The following is a 15444-nucleotide window of genomic DNA, read 5'->3' as shown; positions in this document are numbered from 1 at the left end:
TACTTTCTTACCAGGGCTGCTCGGTCGGCATAATAAACAGCTCTGCCACGTCCACATGTTCCGGTGCCTGCAGCACGTAAACAATCGAGTCGGCGATATCGTCGGCTTTCAGGAACGTCATCTTCTCCTTCAGCTGTTCCATCTGCGCGCGATAATTGTCGTCACTGATATGCTCGAATAATTCACTTTCTACGGCTCCCGGCTGGAGTGAGGTGACGCGAATGTTGAACTGCGGCGCCAGCTCCATACGCAAAATATCCGAGAAGGCGGCAACGGCGTGCTTCGTTGCACAGTACACCCCAAGCCCGGGGAACGTTTTGCGCCCGGCGATCGACGAGGTATTGATGATGTGACCAGACCGCTGCGACTGCATAATCGGCAGCACGGCCGCTACGGTGTTAAACAGGCCTTTTACGTTCACGTCTACCATTCGGTGCCATTCATCGACTTTGAGGCTGGCAATATCCGAGATCGGCATCAGCCCGGCGTTATTGAAGGCTATATCAATATGGCCATAGCGTTTGTGCAGTGTCGCGACCCCTTCATTAACCGAGGCCGGGTCAGTGACGTCCATAACCAGCGCCATGGCTTCACCGCCGTCAGCCTCAATTTCAGAGACCAGCGCCTGCAGGCGATCCAGGCGGCGAGCGGCGAGACCGACCCTGACGCCCTGTTCCGCTAATTTTTTTGCCGTGGCGGCACCAATCCCGCTTGAAGCACCGGTGATGAGAGCGACTTTATCTTTAAGTTCCATAACTGATCCTCGTGAGAGTTAATTTCAACGCTTCAGAAAGAACGTCTGAAGTACGGGTCAATAATGGATGTTTCAGGCGGTGGCTTCGCGCGGGCTTTTGCTCAAACTGTCGGACTTTTGCTGCGAACGATATCGCTGCGATAGTGCGAGGGCGTCACGCCGTTATGCCTGAGGAAGACGGCAGCAAAGTGGCTGGGGCTGGTGTATCCCACGTTCAGGGCAATATTGATAATGGAATCATTGGTTTCCGACAGCATGCGGCGCGCTTCCTCCATGCGTAGCCGGATAAAATAGTGGGAGGGCGAAAGCCCGGTCGACTGTTTGAAGGCACGGCTAAAATGGTATTCGCTGAGATCGGTCAGCTTAGCCAGCCGTGCCAGGTCAAACGGCTGGGCCAACCCTTCTCGCATTGCCGTGAAGACCCGGTGCAGTTTAAATGCCTGTAGCCCACCACGGTGTCGTTTCGTATGCGTGCCGTAGGTGCGAACCAGGTGTACCGCCAGCGCCTGGGCAATCCCCTGGATAAAGGGGCCGCTTGGGGGAGTATGCAGATACAGCTCTTGGCGTATCTGTTCCAGCAGGGCAGATAGCGTTTCGTCGCGCGCGCCGGAGACCTCCCGCAGTTCACACTCCTGCATCATGGCCACGCCGATATACACATGCATGACGATGAACGGTATATCTGGCTCGGCTTGCCACCGCATTTCAGTGGGAGAGGGCGCCGTCGTGAGAAAGAAATCGCCTGCGGTAACGCGGTTTGCTAACCACGCCTCGCCGGGGGAACGCTCCTCAACAACGGCTTGACCAGAGAGGATCCAGACGATAAAGGGCTCCGGAACCGCCGGAATAATGACGTTTTCCTGGACTTGTCTGCGGGCCAGAATTTGAACGAATACATCCCGGGAAGATTGTGCCCGATGCTCCCGGAGCAGCTTGCCGGGAAGGTATTCTTCAAACGTCTCTGCGGAAGTTCGCTGAGTCATCGTTATCGTTGCCTTTTGCTATGCCAGTTGCACCAGATTAACCGCCGGAAGAGGCCCTCCGGGGAATTGTTGGAGCGTCCCGCCGATCTCAAGACTGCCTAAATCAATGCTTGCGAAGCCCAGCTGCCCGGCTAACGCTTTCACTTCCGCCTTCGCATCTGCATCGTCTCCGGAGATAAAGACGACACGACGGCCACCCGCTTGCGCCGGATCCTGAGCCAGCACCCCTGCAAGAAGGGTATTGAAGGCTTTGACGACGCGAGCCCCCGGTGCCCACTGGGTCACCACCTGGCTTGAGTTTTTTCCGCCCAGTTCTGCCAGCTTATAGCCTGGCAAAAGTACCGGGTTTGTGGCGTCAATCAGGATGCGTCCATTCCAGGTAATTCCGCTTAACGCGGCTTCGGTTTTGTCCCAGTTAGTGCTGACAAAAACGATGTCGGCTTCAGCGGCCTGCTGTGCGGTGCCGGCGCGAGCCCCGCGGCCCAATCCTTCAACCACGTCAGACAGGCTTTCCGGCCCGCGGCTGTTGCTCAGAATAACGTTCATGCCCGCATTTACCAGCTGTTTCGCAAAGGCTTGCCCGATTGCACCAGCGCCGATAATACCTACAGTTTTTGTTTTCATGCTTAATTTCCTTCTGGAAGAGTAGTGAACATGCGTAGAGAGTAGTAATCTTCGACCTATCTGAATAGCCTATATAATTAGATGGGTTCCATCTGCCGGAGCGATACATGCTGGACGGTATGTCTGTTGATCAACTGCGCACATTCATTGCCGCCGTTGATGAGGGAAGTTTTTCGGCCGCCGGGCGTAAACTGCGGCGCGCGCAGTCGGTTGTCAGCGCGACGCTGGCCAATCTTGAGGCGCAGGTCGGATTCCCATTATTCGATCGCTCCGGGCGATATCCGAAACTGACGGAGGCGGGCGCCGCGATGCTGGAAGCGGCGCGCCTTGCCGCTGCCGGAATGGATGCCTTTAAGGCTAAGGCGCGCACCTTAGCCGAAGGCCTGGAGCCTGAACTCGCGGTCTCCGTCGATGTGATGTTTCCTGTTGCGGAGCTCACCGCTGCGGTGCAGGCGTTTCATCAGGCCTTTCCCGACACGCCGCTGCGTTTGTATGTGGAAGCGTTAGGGGCGGTGCTCCAGCCTCTGCTGGACGGCCACTGTCGGGTGGCGATTATCGGCTCGCTGCCGCATATTCCGGCTGGATGCACCTCAGAATTTCTTCTCAGCGTGCCGGCCGTGGCCGTTGTCTCACCTGAACATCCGCTGGCTAACCTGCCAGGGCCGATCCTCCGCTCGCTTTTAGCGGAACACGTTCAGCTGGTGCTGGCCGATCGCTCGTCGCTTACCGTGGGCCGGAGCTTTGGCGTGATGTCGTCAAAAACCTGGCATTTGGCCGATATGGGCGCGAAGCACGCCTTCCTGCGCGCCGGGCTTGGTTGGGGCTATATGCCGCTGCCAGTGGTGGAGGAGGACCTTGCGACGGGTAAGCTGGTCGCGTTGAATTTGCAGATGCAGCCTGACGTCGGACCGGGTTTTGCCATGCAGGCCGTGCATTTAGAAGAACATCCTCCGGGTCCGGCCGGACGCTGGTTCATTAATAAGCTCAAAATGCAGGTTGGCGCGTCTGGTTTACAACAGAGCTGACCGGTCTGCGAATCCAGACTACGCTTGCTAAAAAATGGTCGTCTGAATTTCGGTTGTGACGTTCTTACTGAATGCTTAGATTCATTTTCAATCTGTTGAGAGGAAATGAATATGAATTTTGCAGAACTCCACAACCAGCATGAGCCCCTGCTGATCGCCAACGTTTGGGACGCCGCCAGCGCTGTCGCAGCGCAAGAAGCAGGCTATCAGGCACTGGGAACGTCCAGCGCGGCAATAGCGTCCACGCTGGGATATGAAGACGGGCAGGGAATGCCGTTTAACGAATTATTTTATGTGGTCACCCGTATCCGGGCTGTCAGCAGCCTGCCATTGAGCGTTGATATGGAAGCAGGATATGGTGATTCAGCCGAAGAGATAGTCGCCCATCTCAGACGCCTTGCTCAGACAGGCGTATCAGGCGTCAACCTCGAAGACAGCAGAGTCATTAACGGGGGGCGTCAGCTTGACGATGTCTCTGATTTTTCCCGTAATCTGAGAACAGTAAGCAATGCGCTGAGAAGAGAAAACTGCAGCCTGTTTCTGAACATCCGGACTGACGCTTACCTGCTCGGGCATGAAGATGCATTGCAGCAGACGATATTGCGGGGTCAGCGCTATAAAGCTGCAGGTGCCGATGGCCTTTTTGTTCCGTGTCTGACGTCAGAGAAAGACATCAGCCTCATTGCAGAGGCAACGGGTCTGCCCCTGAACGTCATGTGTATGCCCGATCTTCCGTCGTTCGACAGGCTGAAACGGGCCGGGGTAAACCGCATTTCAATGGGCAATTTTGTTCATTCAGCCATGCAGTCAACGCTGAGTGATGTAATGCATGCGATTCGAACTCGTCAGACGTTTGCAGGACTTTTTAGCGATGAAAATAACCGATAAGAATTTGTGTGATATCTGGTATCAGGCATTACTCGAACGAGATGCAGAATATACCGGCGTATTTTTTGTTGGCGTCAAAACCACTGGCGTATTCTGCATTTCGGTATGCCGGGCACGAAAGCCCAGGCGCGAAAATGTTGAATTTTATAAAGATGCCAAATCTGCTCTGGCGGCCGGGTTTCGTCCCTGTAAGGTCTGCAGACCCGCTGAAAATGCGCACAGCGCGCCATTATATGTTGAACAGGCGCTTGCGCTTGTCAGGCGCGATATAAAATCCCGCGTAACAGACGCGGAGCTTCGTCAGCAGGGGATCGGTCCGGAGCGGGTAAGGCGTTGGTTCCTGCAACATCACGGCATCACTTTTCAGGCTTTCCAGCGAATGCAGCGGGTGAACGTTGCCCTGCAGGAGTTGAAAAGCGGGCGAGCGGCTACTGACGTTGCGCTGGACAATGGCTATGAATCACTGAGCGGGTTTGGTTACACCTACAAGCGGCTTACTGGCGCAGCGCCGACTCAGGCAACCGAGGTGATTGTCATTCATCGGTTTACCACTACGCTTGGGCCTATGTTTGTCTGTGCGACAGAGCGGGGAGTCTGTCTGCTGGAGTTTACCGATCGCCGGATGTTAGAAACAGAATTCCGCGATATCCAGCGTTTATTTAACGCCAGAATTGTCACCGGAGAAAACAGCCATACCCGGCAGACAGTAAAAGAAATCAGCGAGTATTTTGCTGGCACTCGCCGACAGTTTGATCTCTCTGTGGACGCCCCGGGCAGTGATTTTCAGCAATCCGTCTGGCATGAGCTGCGTGCAGTTCCCTACGGACAGACCTCGCACTATCAGGCCATTTCGCTAAGGATGAATAAGCCCAATGCTGTACGCGCCGTCGCTGCTGCAAATGGTGCAAACCGGATTGCCATTGTGATCCCTTGCCACAGGATAATTGGTAAAGATGGAAAGATGACGGGTTACGGCGGCGGTATTTCGCGCAAAGAGTGGCTTATTGAACATGAGCGAAACAATGTTTGATAGCGTAATGTTCCAGTGTAGCCGGGATATTTTACGAACTTCGCGGGGGAAATTGCAGGCACAAAAAAGCCCGCAGGGCTTGCGCCATGCGGGCTCTTAGGACTTCATCGGATGACTCTGGTAATCACCGATGGAGAATTTGGTTGGCGTCTATGTGCTTTGCTTTCTATTTATTTGATAAATATCTCTTTATTAAAAATTTCTTTTGTAATGAGTCCTAAAGTGGAACCATAAAGCCAAATAATTGTGGTTCATGAGATTTTGGTTCACTCTAAGCGAGAAAAATTGCAACACATCAATAAATGTTCACTACAAGCGTGGATGGGGCGTTAGTTATCTTGTAATCATTGTGGTCGAGAACATTTACCATTGAGTAAATTGTTAACTAAATATATGAGAACAATCGTAGCAATCCTAAAGGTAATACATAAATAGTGATAATAATCATTGTTATTATAACTAACAATTTTGTAAATGGTGATATCAAATTCATTGTTGATTCAAAATTATCATAATAAGTACTGTTTTTCCTCTCATCAATGCATTTTACTTTTTCGGATTCAATTATCGACTTCCAATCAGAGAGTATATATTCCTTGTCAAAGAAATCACTATGCCCTCCATTATAATAACGGTTTGATAATGCTTCATTATAGCCTTGAAAACCGATTCTTCCTGCATGGCCCAATCCATAACATGTTAAATTACAGATCAGCAAGGGAAGGTCATTTACTCCACATTCATTTACAAGATTCTTTATATTAAATTTTGAGATGAACTGATTGATGTCATAATCTGAGCGTAAAACACTACCGCATAGTAATACATTATTAATGTTTGGCATGTAAGAAATATCACTTTCATCCAGTGATTTTATTGTCATGAAAGTTCCAAAGCTATGAGAGATGAAATTCAACTCACATTCAGGATTACTAATGAGTATGTTCTCAATGAATACCTTATATCCTTTTAGTATTTTCTGCCTTGTCCAAGGTAAAATTATTTTAAGAGCAGAAAAATGGGGGTATTGATACTTAATAACTTTAATGTTGGAATCTAGAATAGTATCTTCGACTTTCTTTGTCCAGCTTCCTGATGTCATTATGCCGTGGGTAAGAATTAAAATCTTTTGATCCGTGGTTCTATCATTTGTAACCGTGACGTTTTTAAGCAACCAATTTATTTTGTTTTCTAAAATTTTTTTCCAAGAATCATTGTTATAGCTATAGATGTTAAAGTCGAACTGACGAAAATCAGGTTCGTTTGCAATTTGGTAATCATCAAATTGAGTTAAACCTAAAAGATAAGTCGGCGCAATATATCTCTTGTTTGGTAATGAATAAAGTATTTTTTTTCCACCATCTTTTGTTGGAGAAGGGGCATTTCTCCTCAATGGAAGATTCAGATCGAGTACTACAATATCAAATTTTATTTTTCGTAAATTAAGCAATGCATCTGCAACATTATCGACTGAATAAATTGCTGGTGGCATGATTCCATGCAAATTAAAGAAGGATATAATGTCATTTCGCTTTATTATATCATCTTCAACGATCATGACTTTTATCATTTGAGACATCCATTTATTAAATTTAACAGAATGTTATTCCAGTTATCGCTTTGATAATCCCATAAAACAAAGCCTTTGACAATAGATGGGTAATTTGAAAGCAGTTCACTGGTAATCTCTTCGATTGAAGTTAACTGATTATGCCTACCAAAAACATCAAATTGAGTGACAATAATAACCGGTGTATCCATCATCCTATAATGCATGGTCTGAATAATATCACTTCCAGCCAATGCTCTTCCTTTACCATCGGATACAAAATCGGAATGTGTTTTGCTATCAGAGGAAGGCATTGTCATATCTAGTAAAATCAAGCTATATTTATTTTTTATTATTTTTTCTCGTGTGCTTCGAAATGAATAAGAGCTATCTAGTGTGTATTCATTGAAGTTATTTTCTAAAAAATTTTTTAAAGAACGTTGTTTTTCCAGTTGGTCATCTGCGATTAATATAGAGTTGTTATTCATGAATTATATTGCCGGTTTTTGAAAATGAAATAAAAACATTAAAATCCGTGTCTTTACATGAAATATAAACTTTGCTATCTGTTTTCAAATGATGGGTTAGTATTTTTTTTACTTTATAGAGTCCGCTACCATTATCTTTGGTTGAATTGTCAATAATATTCCTCTCTAAATCTTCATTGATATCATATATTATTTTCTGTTCATCGCTATTAAGTGGTTCGTTTATTTTATTGCTTACATTAATGTTTATTTTTGCTCCTGACTCGTACACGTGGATGTTGATATGACAAGAGTCTTTGAAGTTAGAGTGCTTAACAGCATTTTCAAATAGTAATGTTAATATCATTACTGTGTCAGTGAAATATTTACCCTTAAACTGAGTATCAGATTCATTTTTTTGAATAAGCGTTATATTCATCCACGAATGAAATTGTTCGACTGCTGAGATTGCCTTATCCATTGCTGCTTTCATATCAAAAGAAGTCTTGGATTCACCTGACCAAGTAAACCACTTGTATAATATATCTAAAGAATCTTTCATATCAACTTTTGATTTAGAAATGGCTCTTTTTAAATTAATGAAATTAATCTTTAAGCTATTTAATTCACTCTCTAGTTGTTCGATTTCATTCATAATGAGATTTTCAAGTTCAGGTATGTAATTAGCTCTTATGTTTTCCAAAATTGAGTCGCTATGTTCATCAAGATACATAAATATTTCATCCAGTAGCGTTTCTGGAGTATATGAATCTATCTTTGTAGCTATTGATAGTTGTAAGTCAAAATCTGGAATGTAGTTAAACCATTTATCTGAACTTTCAAACTCCCCCATGTTTACATTGACTTTGCTCTTTATGCTGTTGATTAATTTATGCATTCTTTTATTAAAGTCAACTAAAGCACTATCTACTTTTACAAGCACAGATTCTTTGTGGTAGCCAAATAAATTTCGCCAGATTGGGTTCGGTTGGAAGGCATTATCATTAGATTTTAATGCGGCTAGATTATTGTTTTTTAGCGGCGACCATAGTAGATTAACTAATCCACCATGACGAATCCCCATGTTCAAAGATTGATCTAATCCATACAATTTGTCTATAGAATAAGAACTAAATAAGAAATATAACAAATCTAATGTTTTATTAATAAAAGACTTATCAGAAGTATAATAACTCAAAGTTTCATTACTATCAGCAATAGTAACATCTTCATTAATATCAAATTCAATTTCTCTATCTTCTTCTGACGTAATGTTATTGAATAGTTTACTGAGATCACCTAATATCTTGTTCTTTAATGCTGCTTTATCAACATGAATTTTACCCTCACCAGCCTCGATAGAACACACTTCAACAACTGTTTTATAAAAGAGGTATCGTATCTCTTCTATTGCTTTGTTTAGCTCATCTTTGGTATGATTAGACTTATTGTTTAATATTTCTCTATTGATTTGAAGTCGACACTTCAAAAGATCAACGTCATTTTCAATGATACTGCTTATACCATCTAAAACATCTAAGGTGAGTATTTTTTCTAACATGAAAGTATCAATATTAGATAGGTGAGTTATTTGGTCAACTTCATATATATCTAAATTCTCTAAATAGTTTTCACATATATTTGAAAGCGTCTGTACATATTCATTATTATAATAAGTATTATAGTAGTGTAGAATTATTGCTTTGTTTAGTAATGCTTTGTTATCTGTGGAGTATTTGCTGTCAGTATAAATATGCCTTGCTAATAATACAAGAGGGAGCGATTTAGGGTTTTTACCATTTAGCAATTCAATGCATGATTTCTCTATCGCATGGTCTTTTTGATCTAAGTGAAACAAACACTGTATTATTTTAGATTTGACTTGTTCATTGTGTTTGGAGTTAATTGATTCATAAAAATTTAAGCTTGTAGAGTAATCCTTTTTATAGTAGTTTAGTTCTGCGAGGTATTTATTTTTCCTCCATTCTGGAATATTGCTTTTCTGATAGTAATCTTGGTTATTCTCTCTAAGAGAAAATTTGTTATAATAGAGGGATGTATTGTCCACATAGTTGAATTTTGTAGGTATGTTTGAACAATCAGAACCATCGAACTCTGAAATAATGCACGAGAAAATTTGAGCCCAAGGGTTGTGTAATAATACATGATAGCATTTGTTGATATCCTCAATTCTTTGTTCGAAATTGTCTTCTTGATATAAGTTAAGAATGCTATTGGTTATGTTACCTATTAGCCCTTTTAGGTTTGATTTCTCACCTTTAACGAGAAGAGACTTGATATACGGAATGTATATCACTGAGAAAGTTGGTGTTTTTGTAAGTGTTTTTTCAGAGGTTGAGATGACACTGTCATAATTTTCGGTCAAGTAATGATCTGAAATAATATCATATACTCTTTGTAAATCATCAGTGGTGATTTTTTCTCGTGGAAATAATCTACTTGATAGTATTTTAAATTCTCTATCTTCCAATAATGAAGACAAGGAAATGATCCTTTGTTGGCATTTATCAATATTAATACCTTTAACTTCAATATATGAAAGGATTTTAATAAATGAGCAGTAAAGATCTACCAATCTTTGCTCATATGTTTGCTTATATATTTGAGGGGCATCTAGATAGTCAAATGAAGGGTCAAAGGAATGTCTGTAGAGTAATAAGCTTTCGGCGTCAGCATCTCCAGAAAGACGCAATTCTTCTATCATTTTCCCAATAAAAAAATGATAGCGCTCAGGAGAGATTGAGTTGTTACATCTTATTGATTCATAATTTAAATATGATCTCGATAATTCATCAGAGATGGAAAGAAAATTTTTGCTAAGTTTGTTGTACTCTTGAATTTCCTGATTAAAATACAGTATGCTTAAATGGTTTGTAATCGACCAAAGAGATTTTCCTGTGAATGACTCAATTTCTTTGATGTTTTCTTTTGCCTTATCGTAATTAGATGATAGAAGATTATTAGTAAACTCATTTCTTTTTATAATGAATTTATTAATGTCATCAATGTAATACTTTAAAGTGATTGTAACCCAGTTAATGTAAACTTCAATAGTACTTTCTTTTGTACCATAGGAAGTAACATCTGCTACGTCATAGTCTTCAGTCTTATACCGGAAGTCCATAATTTCCTTTGCTTCAGGTATTTCAAGGAAATTTTCATAAGAATAATAAGAAGCATCAATGTTTTTATTGCGACATTGATTTAGATATTTAAAAACAGCCTCGCTTTTATCGCTTAGTTCAATATGAGGCATGAGGACTTTTCTGATGTTATGAATATCAATTTCTTTTTTTTTGGATATCGAAGAATGCTTCATATTTAAATTAATCACTCTGATTTAATATTTTATTGAGGAACGCTACCGCCCTCAGAGGGGATCTGATAAGGTGGTTTATAAAAATGGATAGTAACCATTTTTATAATAACTTTCAATATATTGCCTCTGCTACTAAGCGTCATTGTTTTTGGATAAGGAGTTCTTATAGGAAGCAGAGTTTGACATGTCAATTTTTGCCTAACGTTTCAAACTTCTTTGGTTGGCACATGGGCTGTTCCACAGCAGGAGGTTACCATTTGTAGTGGCACACTAAATTTGGCCACCTGAATAGAGGTGATATCATCGCCTCATAGTCAAAAACAGGTGACATTATGACCGGACGTAACAGACGCAATTTTAGCCCCGAGTTTCGCCTTGAAGCTGCCCAGCTTGTACTCGATCAGCATTACACCGTTGCCGCCGCTGCCACGGCAATGAATGTCGGCAAATCCACGATGGATAAGTGGGTCCGCCAGTTAAAAGAAGAACGATCGGGAAAATCACCCATAGCTTCACCCATGACACCTGAGCAGATTGAAATACGCGAGCTAAAGAAAAGACTTCAACGCGTTGAAATGGAAAGAGATATATTAAAAAAGGCTACCGCGCTTTTGATGTCAGACTCCCTGAACAGTTCTCATTAGTTGAGAAACTCAGGGCGCGGTTTCCCGTTGCCGTCGTGTGCAACGTGTTTGGGGTTCACCGCAGCAGCTATAAATACTGGCGGCAGCCAAAGAAGCCTGATGCCACACGCGTGGTATTACTCAGTCTTGTCCGTGAATGCTATCGCGAAAGTAATGGTTCAGCAGGTGCTCGTAATATTGCCGCGATGGTCACGAACAAAGGTGTAAAACTTAGCCGCTGGCGGGCAACAAAACTGATGAAAGAGCTTCGTCTCATAAGCTGTCAGCAGCCAGGTCATCGATATAAAAAGGCGTCTAAAGAACACGTTGAGATCCCTAATTATCTGGAACGCCAGTTTGCTGTAACAGAGCCTAATCAGGTCTGGTGTGGTGATGTGACTTATATCTGGACGGGTAAACGCTGGGCTTATTTGGCCGTAGTGCTTGATCTGTTTTCACGTAAACCGGTTGGCTGGGCGATGTCATTTTTCCCGGACTCTGCATTGACAGCGAAAGCGTTGTCCATGGCCTGGGAAGCGCGAGGAAAGCCAGCTAATCTGCTGTATCACTCGGATCAAGGTAGCCACTATACCAGCAGGAATTTCAGGCAGTTACTGTGGAGATATCAGAAAAAGCAAAGCCTGAGTCGCCGGGGGAATTGCTGGGATAACAGCCCGATGGAACGTTTTTTTAGAAGTCTGAAAACAGAATGGGTGCCGGATAATGGATACGCTAATTTTAGCGAAGCCAGCACAGCGATAACGAATTACATAATGGGATATTACAGCCAGCTCAGACCCCATCAATATAATGGTGGCTTGACGCCGAATGAATCAGAACGATTGTTCTGGAAAAACTCTAAAGCCGTGGCCAGTTTTGCTTGACCACTACACACCATTGCATCATCGGTCGCCGTTGCTCAAGATAATCACTACGGTTATAAGCGCGACGTACCTCATTTTTGTCTACATGAGCCAGTGCTGCCTCAATAACATCAGGGGGAAATCCTTCTTCATTGAGTGCCGTACTGGCGATAGAACGCAAACCGTGAGATACGAGTACGCCTCCTAAACCAGCGCGCTTGAGTGCCGCATTCACAGTCTGGCTGTTCATCGGCTGGGTTGGTTTGATGCGACTGGGAAAGATAAACTCTCGGCCACCACTGAGTGACTTCATCATTTCCAGAATAGAGAGAGCCTCATCGGATAGTGGAACCGTATGGTCCCGGTTCATCTTCATTCGAGCAGCAGGAATTTTCCATTCGTTAGCATCAAAATCGATCTCATCCCATCGAGCCTCCGCGGCTTCGGCAGGACGGGTAATGGTGAGAAGCTGCCACATGAACAGACACCGCGTGGACACACTGATACTTGCAGTACGCATGGTCTGCATTAGCTGCGGAAGTTGGTCCGGGCGGATGCTTGGCATGTACTTCTTTTGCGGTTTCTCGAATGCTTTCCCGATGTTCACGCTGGGAACCGCATCAATCAGGCCTGTGTTCTGCGCATAAATCATGACTTCGTTAATACGCTGACAAAGGCGGCGAACAGTCTCTAATGCACCTCTGGCCTGAACCGGCTGAACAGCTTTAACCAGAGTATGAGCCTTAATCTCAGTGACGCTGATATCACCGATTGCTGGGAAAACATCTCTCTCAAGCGAACGCCAGATATCGTCGGCATAGTCCTCTGTTACGCTGGCTTTCTTCACATTCCACCAACGCTCGGCAACTAACAAGAAGGTGTTGATTTTGGCCTCTTGTGAATTCCTCACCTGTTCTTTCTGGTGTTCCTGAGGATAAATATCTTTTGACAATAAAACTCGAGATTCGGCTCTGAGTTTACGCGCATCAGAAAGTGAGACAGCAGGGTAGGCACCGAAGCTCTGCTTGGTTCGCTGCTTTGTCAGAGGTCGATAGTAACGGAACTGCCAGAGCTTACTACCGCTGGACTTGATTAACAGAGTAAGCCCGTCACCATCATACAGCTGGTAATCGGCATCTTTAGGTTTGGCGGCTTTGATTTCCGTATCGGTTAACGGCTTGGTTTTTCTTGCCATGGGAGTCTCCATGCGTTTAGGCCCAACGAAAACAATAGAGCTTTTCGTTGGGCCTATCAATGGGCCTAAAAGGTTCGGATTTAATTAGTTCTCTTCAGACTTTGCGGGACAAATTGCACGCACAAAAAAGCCCGCAGGGCTTGCGCCATGCGGGCTTTCAGGACTTCATCAGTCGACTCTGGTGATCGCCGATGGAGAATTTTGGTGGAGCTGGCGGGAGTTGAACCCGCGTCCGAAATTTCTACATCCTCGGTACTACATGCTTAGTTTGTCTTTACATTCGCACGCCAGCTGCGGACAGACACGCCACTAACGAACTAGCCTGATTAGTTTTAACGCTTCAACCCCAGGCAGGGCTTCCACGCGATCTCTTTTGGGTTTGACCTCTCTTTGATCCCCGTCTTAAGAGCGGAAGCTAGGGAGAGAGGGCTCAGAGCAGGTTATTAAGCTGCTAAAGCGTAGTTTTCGTCGTTTGCGACTATTTTTTTGCGGCTTTTAACGAGGCAAACCGCCCCTCGGCATGCACCTTGGGTTTCGCAAATCCCGTCGAATCCAGAATCAGCCCCAATAGTGTTGAACTCAGTATACCAGATTTCACTTCCTGGATACCAGCCCGGAACGCTAACTTATTGAATAGTACAATAAGTGTGCAGAATCAACGTCCTGCGTTTTTCATGATGCGCGCTTTGTCGAGCTGCCACTCGCGCTCTTTCAGGTCAGTACGCTTGTCGTGCTGTTTTTTACCTTTGGCGACGCCAACTTTCACTTTGCACCAGGCGTTTTTCCAGTACAGCGACAGGGCGACCACGGTGAAACCTTCACGGTTGATGCGTCCGTAGAGGGATTCCAGCTCACGCTTGTTCAGCAGCAGCTTGCGGGTGCGCGTTGGGTCACACACGTAGTGCGACGAGGCGACGGTCAGCGGCGTAAAGTTCGCGCCGAACAGGAAGGCTTCGCCGTCTTTCAGGATCACGTAGCTGTCGCCGATGTTGGCTTTCCCGGCGCGCAGCGATTTTACTTCCCAGCCCTGCAGCGCAAGGCCAGCTTCGAATTCTTCTTCAATAAAATACTCGTGGCGAGCACGCTTGTTGAGCGCAATGGTCGCCGAGCCTGGTTTATGTGCTTTTTTCTTCGTCATAAGTGTCGTAAAGCCGTCGGTAATCTGATTTCAAAAAGTCACCTCATTGCGTCCTGTGAGGTCTAACGCGCTATCTTAGCACGAGATGAGGCTTAGCGTTTTTTTAACAGGTGATAAATGTTATTATTTGTCCGTTGTGTGACCATGGAAAATGCTATGCCTCAGATTAGCCGTACTGCGCTCGTTCCTTACAGCGCGGAACAAATGTATCAGTTAGTGAACGATGTTCAGTCTTATCCAGAATTTATCCCGGGATGTACCGGGAGCCGCGTTCTGGAGTCAGGCCCGACGCAGATGACTGCGGCGGTGGATGTCTCCAAAGCGGGGATCAGCAAGACGTTCACCACCCGCAATACGCTGACCAACAATCAGAGTATTTTGATGCATCTTGTGGATGGTCCATTTAAGACCCTGATGGGTGGCTGGAAGTTTACGCCCCTGAGCGCTGACGCCTGCCGCATTGAGTTCCACCTGGACTTTGAGTTCACCAATAAGCTGATTGAGCTGGCGTTTGGCCGCATCTTTAAAGAGCTGGCGTCAAATATGGTTCAGGCGTTCACCACCCGCGCCAAAGAGGTTTACAGTGTCGCATAAGATCGCTGTGGAAGTGGTGTACGCGCTGCCGGAAAAGCAGTACCTGCAGCGCGTAATGCTGGAAGAGGGGGCAACCGTAGAGGCGGCTATCCGCGCGTCCGGCATTCTTGAGCTTCGCAGCGATATCGACCTGGCGAAGAATAAGGTCGGGATTTACAGCCGTCCGGTGAAGCTGGGCGACGTGTTGAGAGAGGGCGACCGGGTGGAGATTTATCGTCCTCTGATTGCTGACCCGAAAGAGCTGCGTCGCCAGCGCGCGGAGAAGGCGGCTAAGTAGCGTGTTTCCCCCTTACCCTGTCCCTCTTCCCAAAGGGGCGAATGGATAAAGAAAAACAAAAAAGGTGCTCATTGAGCACCTTTTTGCATTTTTG

At 45.1% G+C, this 15444-nt stretch carries 14 protein-coding genes and 1 other RNA gene; 6 read left to right on the top strand and 9 right to left on the bottom strand.

Annotated elements, in window-relative coordinates; genetic code table 11:
• Nucleotides 1-7: 7 nt before the first annotated feature.
• The 3 genes from OSH03_RS20690 to OSH03_RS20680 all read right to left on the bottom strand — a co-directional run bounded on the left by OSH03_RS20690 (nt 8) and on the right by OSH03_RS20680 (nt 2421).
• Entirely contained in the window at nt 8-754 is a 747-nt protein-coding gene (locus OSH03_RS20690; RefSeq protein WP_266179969.1) for an SDR family oxidoreductase, read from the bottom strand.
• A gap of 101 nt (nt 755-855) precedes the next feature.
• A complete protein-coding gene (locus tag OSH03_RS20685; RefSeq protein WP_061097332.1) occupies nt 856-1737 on the bottom strand; it encodes a helix-turn-helix domain-containing protein in 882 nt (293 codons plus the stop codon).
• 18 nt (nt 1738-1755) lie between these two features.
• The gene (locus tag OSH03_RS20680; protein ID WP_266180008.1) at nt 1756-2421 is read right to left on the bottom strand and encodes an NADPH-dependent F420 reductase; all 666 of its coding nucleotides are present in this window, start codon (nt 2419-2421) and stop codon (nt 1756-1758) included.
• A 59-nt stretch (nt 2422-2480) separates the two neighbouring features.
• Between OSH03_RS20680 and OSH03_RS20675 the strand changes: the two genes are divergently transcribed.
• The 3 genes from OSH03_RS20675 to OSH03_RS20665 all read left to right on the top strand — a co-directional run bounded on the left by OSH03_RS20675 (nt 2481) and on the right by OSH03_RS20665 (nt 5304).
• The gene (locus OSH03_RS20675) at nt 2481-3386 is read left to right on the top strand and encodes a LysR family transcriptional regulator (protein WP_338148600.1); all 906 of its coding nucleotides are present in this window, start codon (nt 2481-2483) and stop codon (nt 3384-3386) included.
• A 111-nt stretch (nt 3387-3497) separates the two neighbouring features.
• On the top strand, nt 3498-4274 hold the full coding sequence (locus OSH03_RS20670) for an isocitrate lyase/PEP mutase family protein (RefSeq protein WP_266179967.1): 777 nt from the start codon (nt 3498-3500) through the stop codon (nt 4272-4274).
• Nucleotides 4258-5304 (top strand): bifunctional transcriptional activator/DNA repair enzyme AdaA, encoded by a 1047-nt coding sequence (locus OSH03_RS20665; protein ID WP_266179966.1) that lies wholly within the window; start codon nt 4258-4260, stop codon nt 5302-5304. Before OSH03_RS20670 ends, OSH03_RS20665 begins: the two co-directional genes overlap by 17 nt.
• Before the next feature lie 385 nt (nt 5305-5689).
• Here OSH03_RS20665 and OSH03_RS20660 read toward each other — a convergent pair whose 3' ends face one another.
• Genes OSH03_RS20660 through OSH03_RS20650 form a run of 3 tightly spaced genes read right to left on the bottom strand, consistent with a single transcriptional unit; the run spans nt 5690 to nt 10597 of the window.
• Entirely contained in the window at nt 5690-6862 is a 1173-nt protein-coding gene (locus OSH03_RS20660) for a response regulator (protein ID WP_266179965.1), read from the bottom strand.
• Between the two features lie 8 nt (nt 6863-6870).
• Nucleotides 6871-7341 carry a PleD family two-component system response regulator gene (locus OSH03_RS20655; RefSeq protein WP_115808112.1) on the bottom strand — a complete coding sequence of 157 codons (471 nt, stop codon included), beginning with the start codon at nt 7339-7341 and terminating at the stop codon, nt 6871-6873.
• Nucleotides 7334-10597 (bottom strand): ATP-binding protein, encoded by a 3264-nt coding sequence (locus OSH03_RS20650; RefSeq protein ID WP_266179964.1) that lies wholly within the window; start codon nt 10595-10597, stop codon nt 7334-7336. Before OSH03_RS20650 ends, OSH03_RS20655 begins: the two co-directional genes overlap by 8 nt.
• Nucleotides 10598-10992: 395 nt before the next feature.
• Between OSH03_RS20650 and OSH03_RS20645 the strand changes: the two genes are divergently transcribed.
• A protein-coding gene (locus OSH03_RS20645) for an IS3 family transposase (protein WP_266179963.1) occupies nt 10993-12167 on the top strand; the annotation gives its coding sequence in 2 pieces (ribosomal slippage) (nt 10993-11260 and nt 11260-12167; 1176 coding nt in all).
• On the opposite strand, the gene OSH03_RS20640 is transcribed toward OSH03_RS20645, so the two are convergent.
• From OSH03_RS20640 to smpB, 3 genes are all read right to left on the bottom strand, one after another.
• Entirely contained in the window at nt 12142-13341 is a 1200-nt protein-coding gene (locus OSH03_RS20640) for an integrase domain-containing protein (protein WP_266179962.1), read from the bottom strand. The genes OSH03_RS20645 and OSH03_RS20640 overlap by 26 nt on opposite strands.
• A gap of 202 nt (nt 13342-13543) precedes the next feature.
• Nucleotides 13544-13907, bottom strand: a transfer-messenger RNA (tmRNA) gene (gene ssrA / locus OSH03_RS20635).
• An 89-nt stretch (nt 13908-13996) separates the two neighbouring features.
• Complete coding sequence (gene smpB / locus OSH03_RS20630) at nt 13997-14479, bottom strand: SsrA-binding protein SmpB (protein ID WP_008502505.1); 483 nt, start codon at nt 14477-14479, stop codon at nt 13997-13999.
• 156 nt (nt 14480-14635) lie between these two features.
• Here smpB and OSH03_RS20625 point away from each other — a divergent pair, with 156 nt between their 5' ends.
• Together OSH03_RS20625 and OSH03_RS20620 are read left to right on the top strand one after the other, a co-directional pair.
• Entirely contained in the window at nt 14636-15073 is a 438-nt protein-coding gene (locus OSH03_RS20625) for a type II toxin-antitoxin system RatA family toxin (RefSeq protein WP_008502504.1), read from the top strand.
• The gene (locus OSH03_RS20620; protein ID WP_061097338.1) at nt 15063-15350 is read left to right on the top strand and encodes an RnfH family protein; all 288 of its coding nucleotides are present in this window, start codon (nt 15063-15065) and stop codon (nt 15348-15350) included. Before OSH03_RS20625 ends, OSH03_RS20620 begins: the two co-directional genes overlap by 11 nt.
• Nucleotides 15351-15444: the final 94 nt, after the last annotated feature.

This window comes from Enterobacter nematophilus, assembly GCF_026344075.1.
GTDB lineage: Bacteria > Pseudomonadota > Gammaproteobacteria > Enterobacterales > Enterobacteriaceae > Enterobacter > Enterobacter nematophilus.
The sequence above is the reverse complement of the archived record's forward strand: the minus strand, read 5'-3'. Positions and strand labels throughout refer to the sequence as shown.

Excerpts from the sequence above, each read along its gene's own strand:
- OSH03_RS20655 (WP_115808112.1), bottom strand. The coding sequence starts at position 7,341 with ATGAATAACAACTCTATATTAATCGCAGATGACCAACTGGAAAAACAA.
- OSH03_RS20665 (WP_266179966.1), top strand. The coding sequence starts at position 4,258 with ATGAAAATAACCGATAAGAATTTGTGTGATATCTGGTATCAGGCATTA.
- OSH03_RS20670 (WP_266179967.1), top strand. The coding sequence starts at position 3,498 with ATGAATTTTGCAGAACTCCACAACCAGCATGAGCCCCTGCTGATCGCC.
- OSH03_RS20650 (WP_266179964.1), bottom strand. The coding sequence starts at position 10,597 with ATGCCTCATATTGAACTAAGCGATAAAAGCGAGGCTGTTTTTAAATAT.
- smpB (WP_008502505.1), bottom strand. The coding sequence starts at position 14,479 with ATGACGAAGAAAAAAGCACATAAACCAGGCTCGGCGACCATTGCGCTC.
- OSH03_RS20685 (WP_061097332.1), bottom strand. The coding sequence starts at position 1,737 with ATGACTCAGCGAACTTCCGCAGAGACGTTTGAAGAATACCTTCCCGGC.
- OSH03_RS20640 (WP_266179962.1), bottom strand. The coding sequence starts at position 13,341 with ATGGCAAGAAAAACCAAGCCGTTAACCGATACGGAAATCAAAGCCGCC.
- OSH03_RS20660 (WP_266179965.1), bottom strand. The coding sequence starts at position 6,862 with ATGATCGTTGAAGATGATATAATAAAGCGAAATGACATTATATCCTTC.
- OSH03_RS20625 (WP_008502504.1), top strand. The coding sequence starts at position 14,636 with ATGCCTCAGATTAGCCGTACTGCGCTCGTTCCTTACAGCGCGGAACAA.
- OSH03_RS20675 (WP_338148600.1), top strand. The coding sequence starts at position 2,481 with ATGTCTGTTGATCAACTGCGCACATTCATTGCCGCCGTTGATGAGGGA.
- OSH03_RS20690 (WP_266179969.1), bottom strand. The coding sequence starts at position 754 with ATGGAACTTAAAGATAAAGTCGCTCTCATCACCGGTGCTTCAAGCGGG.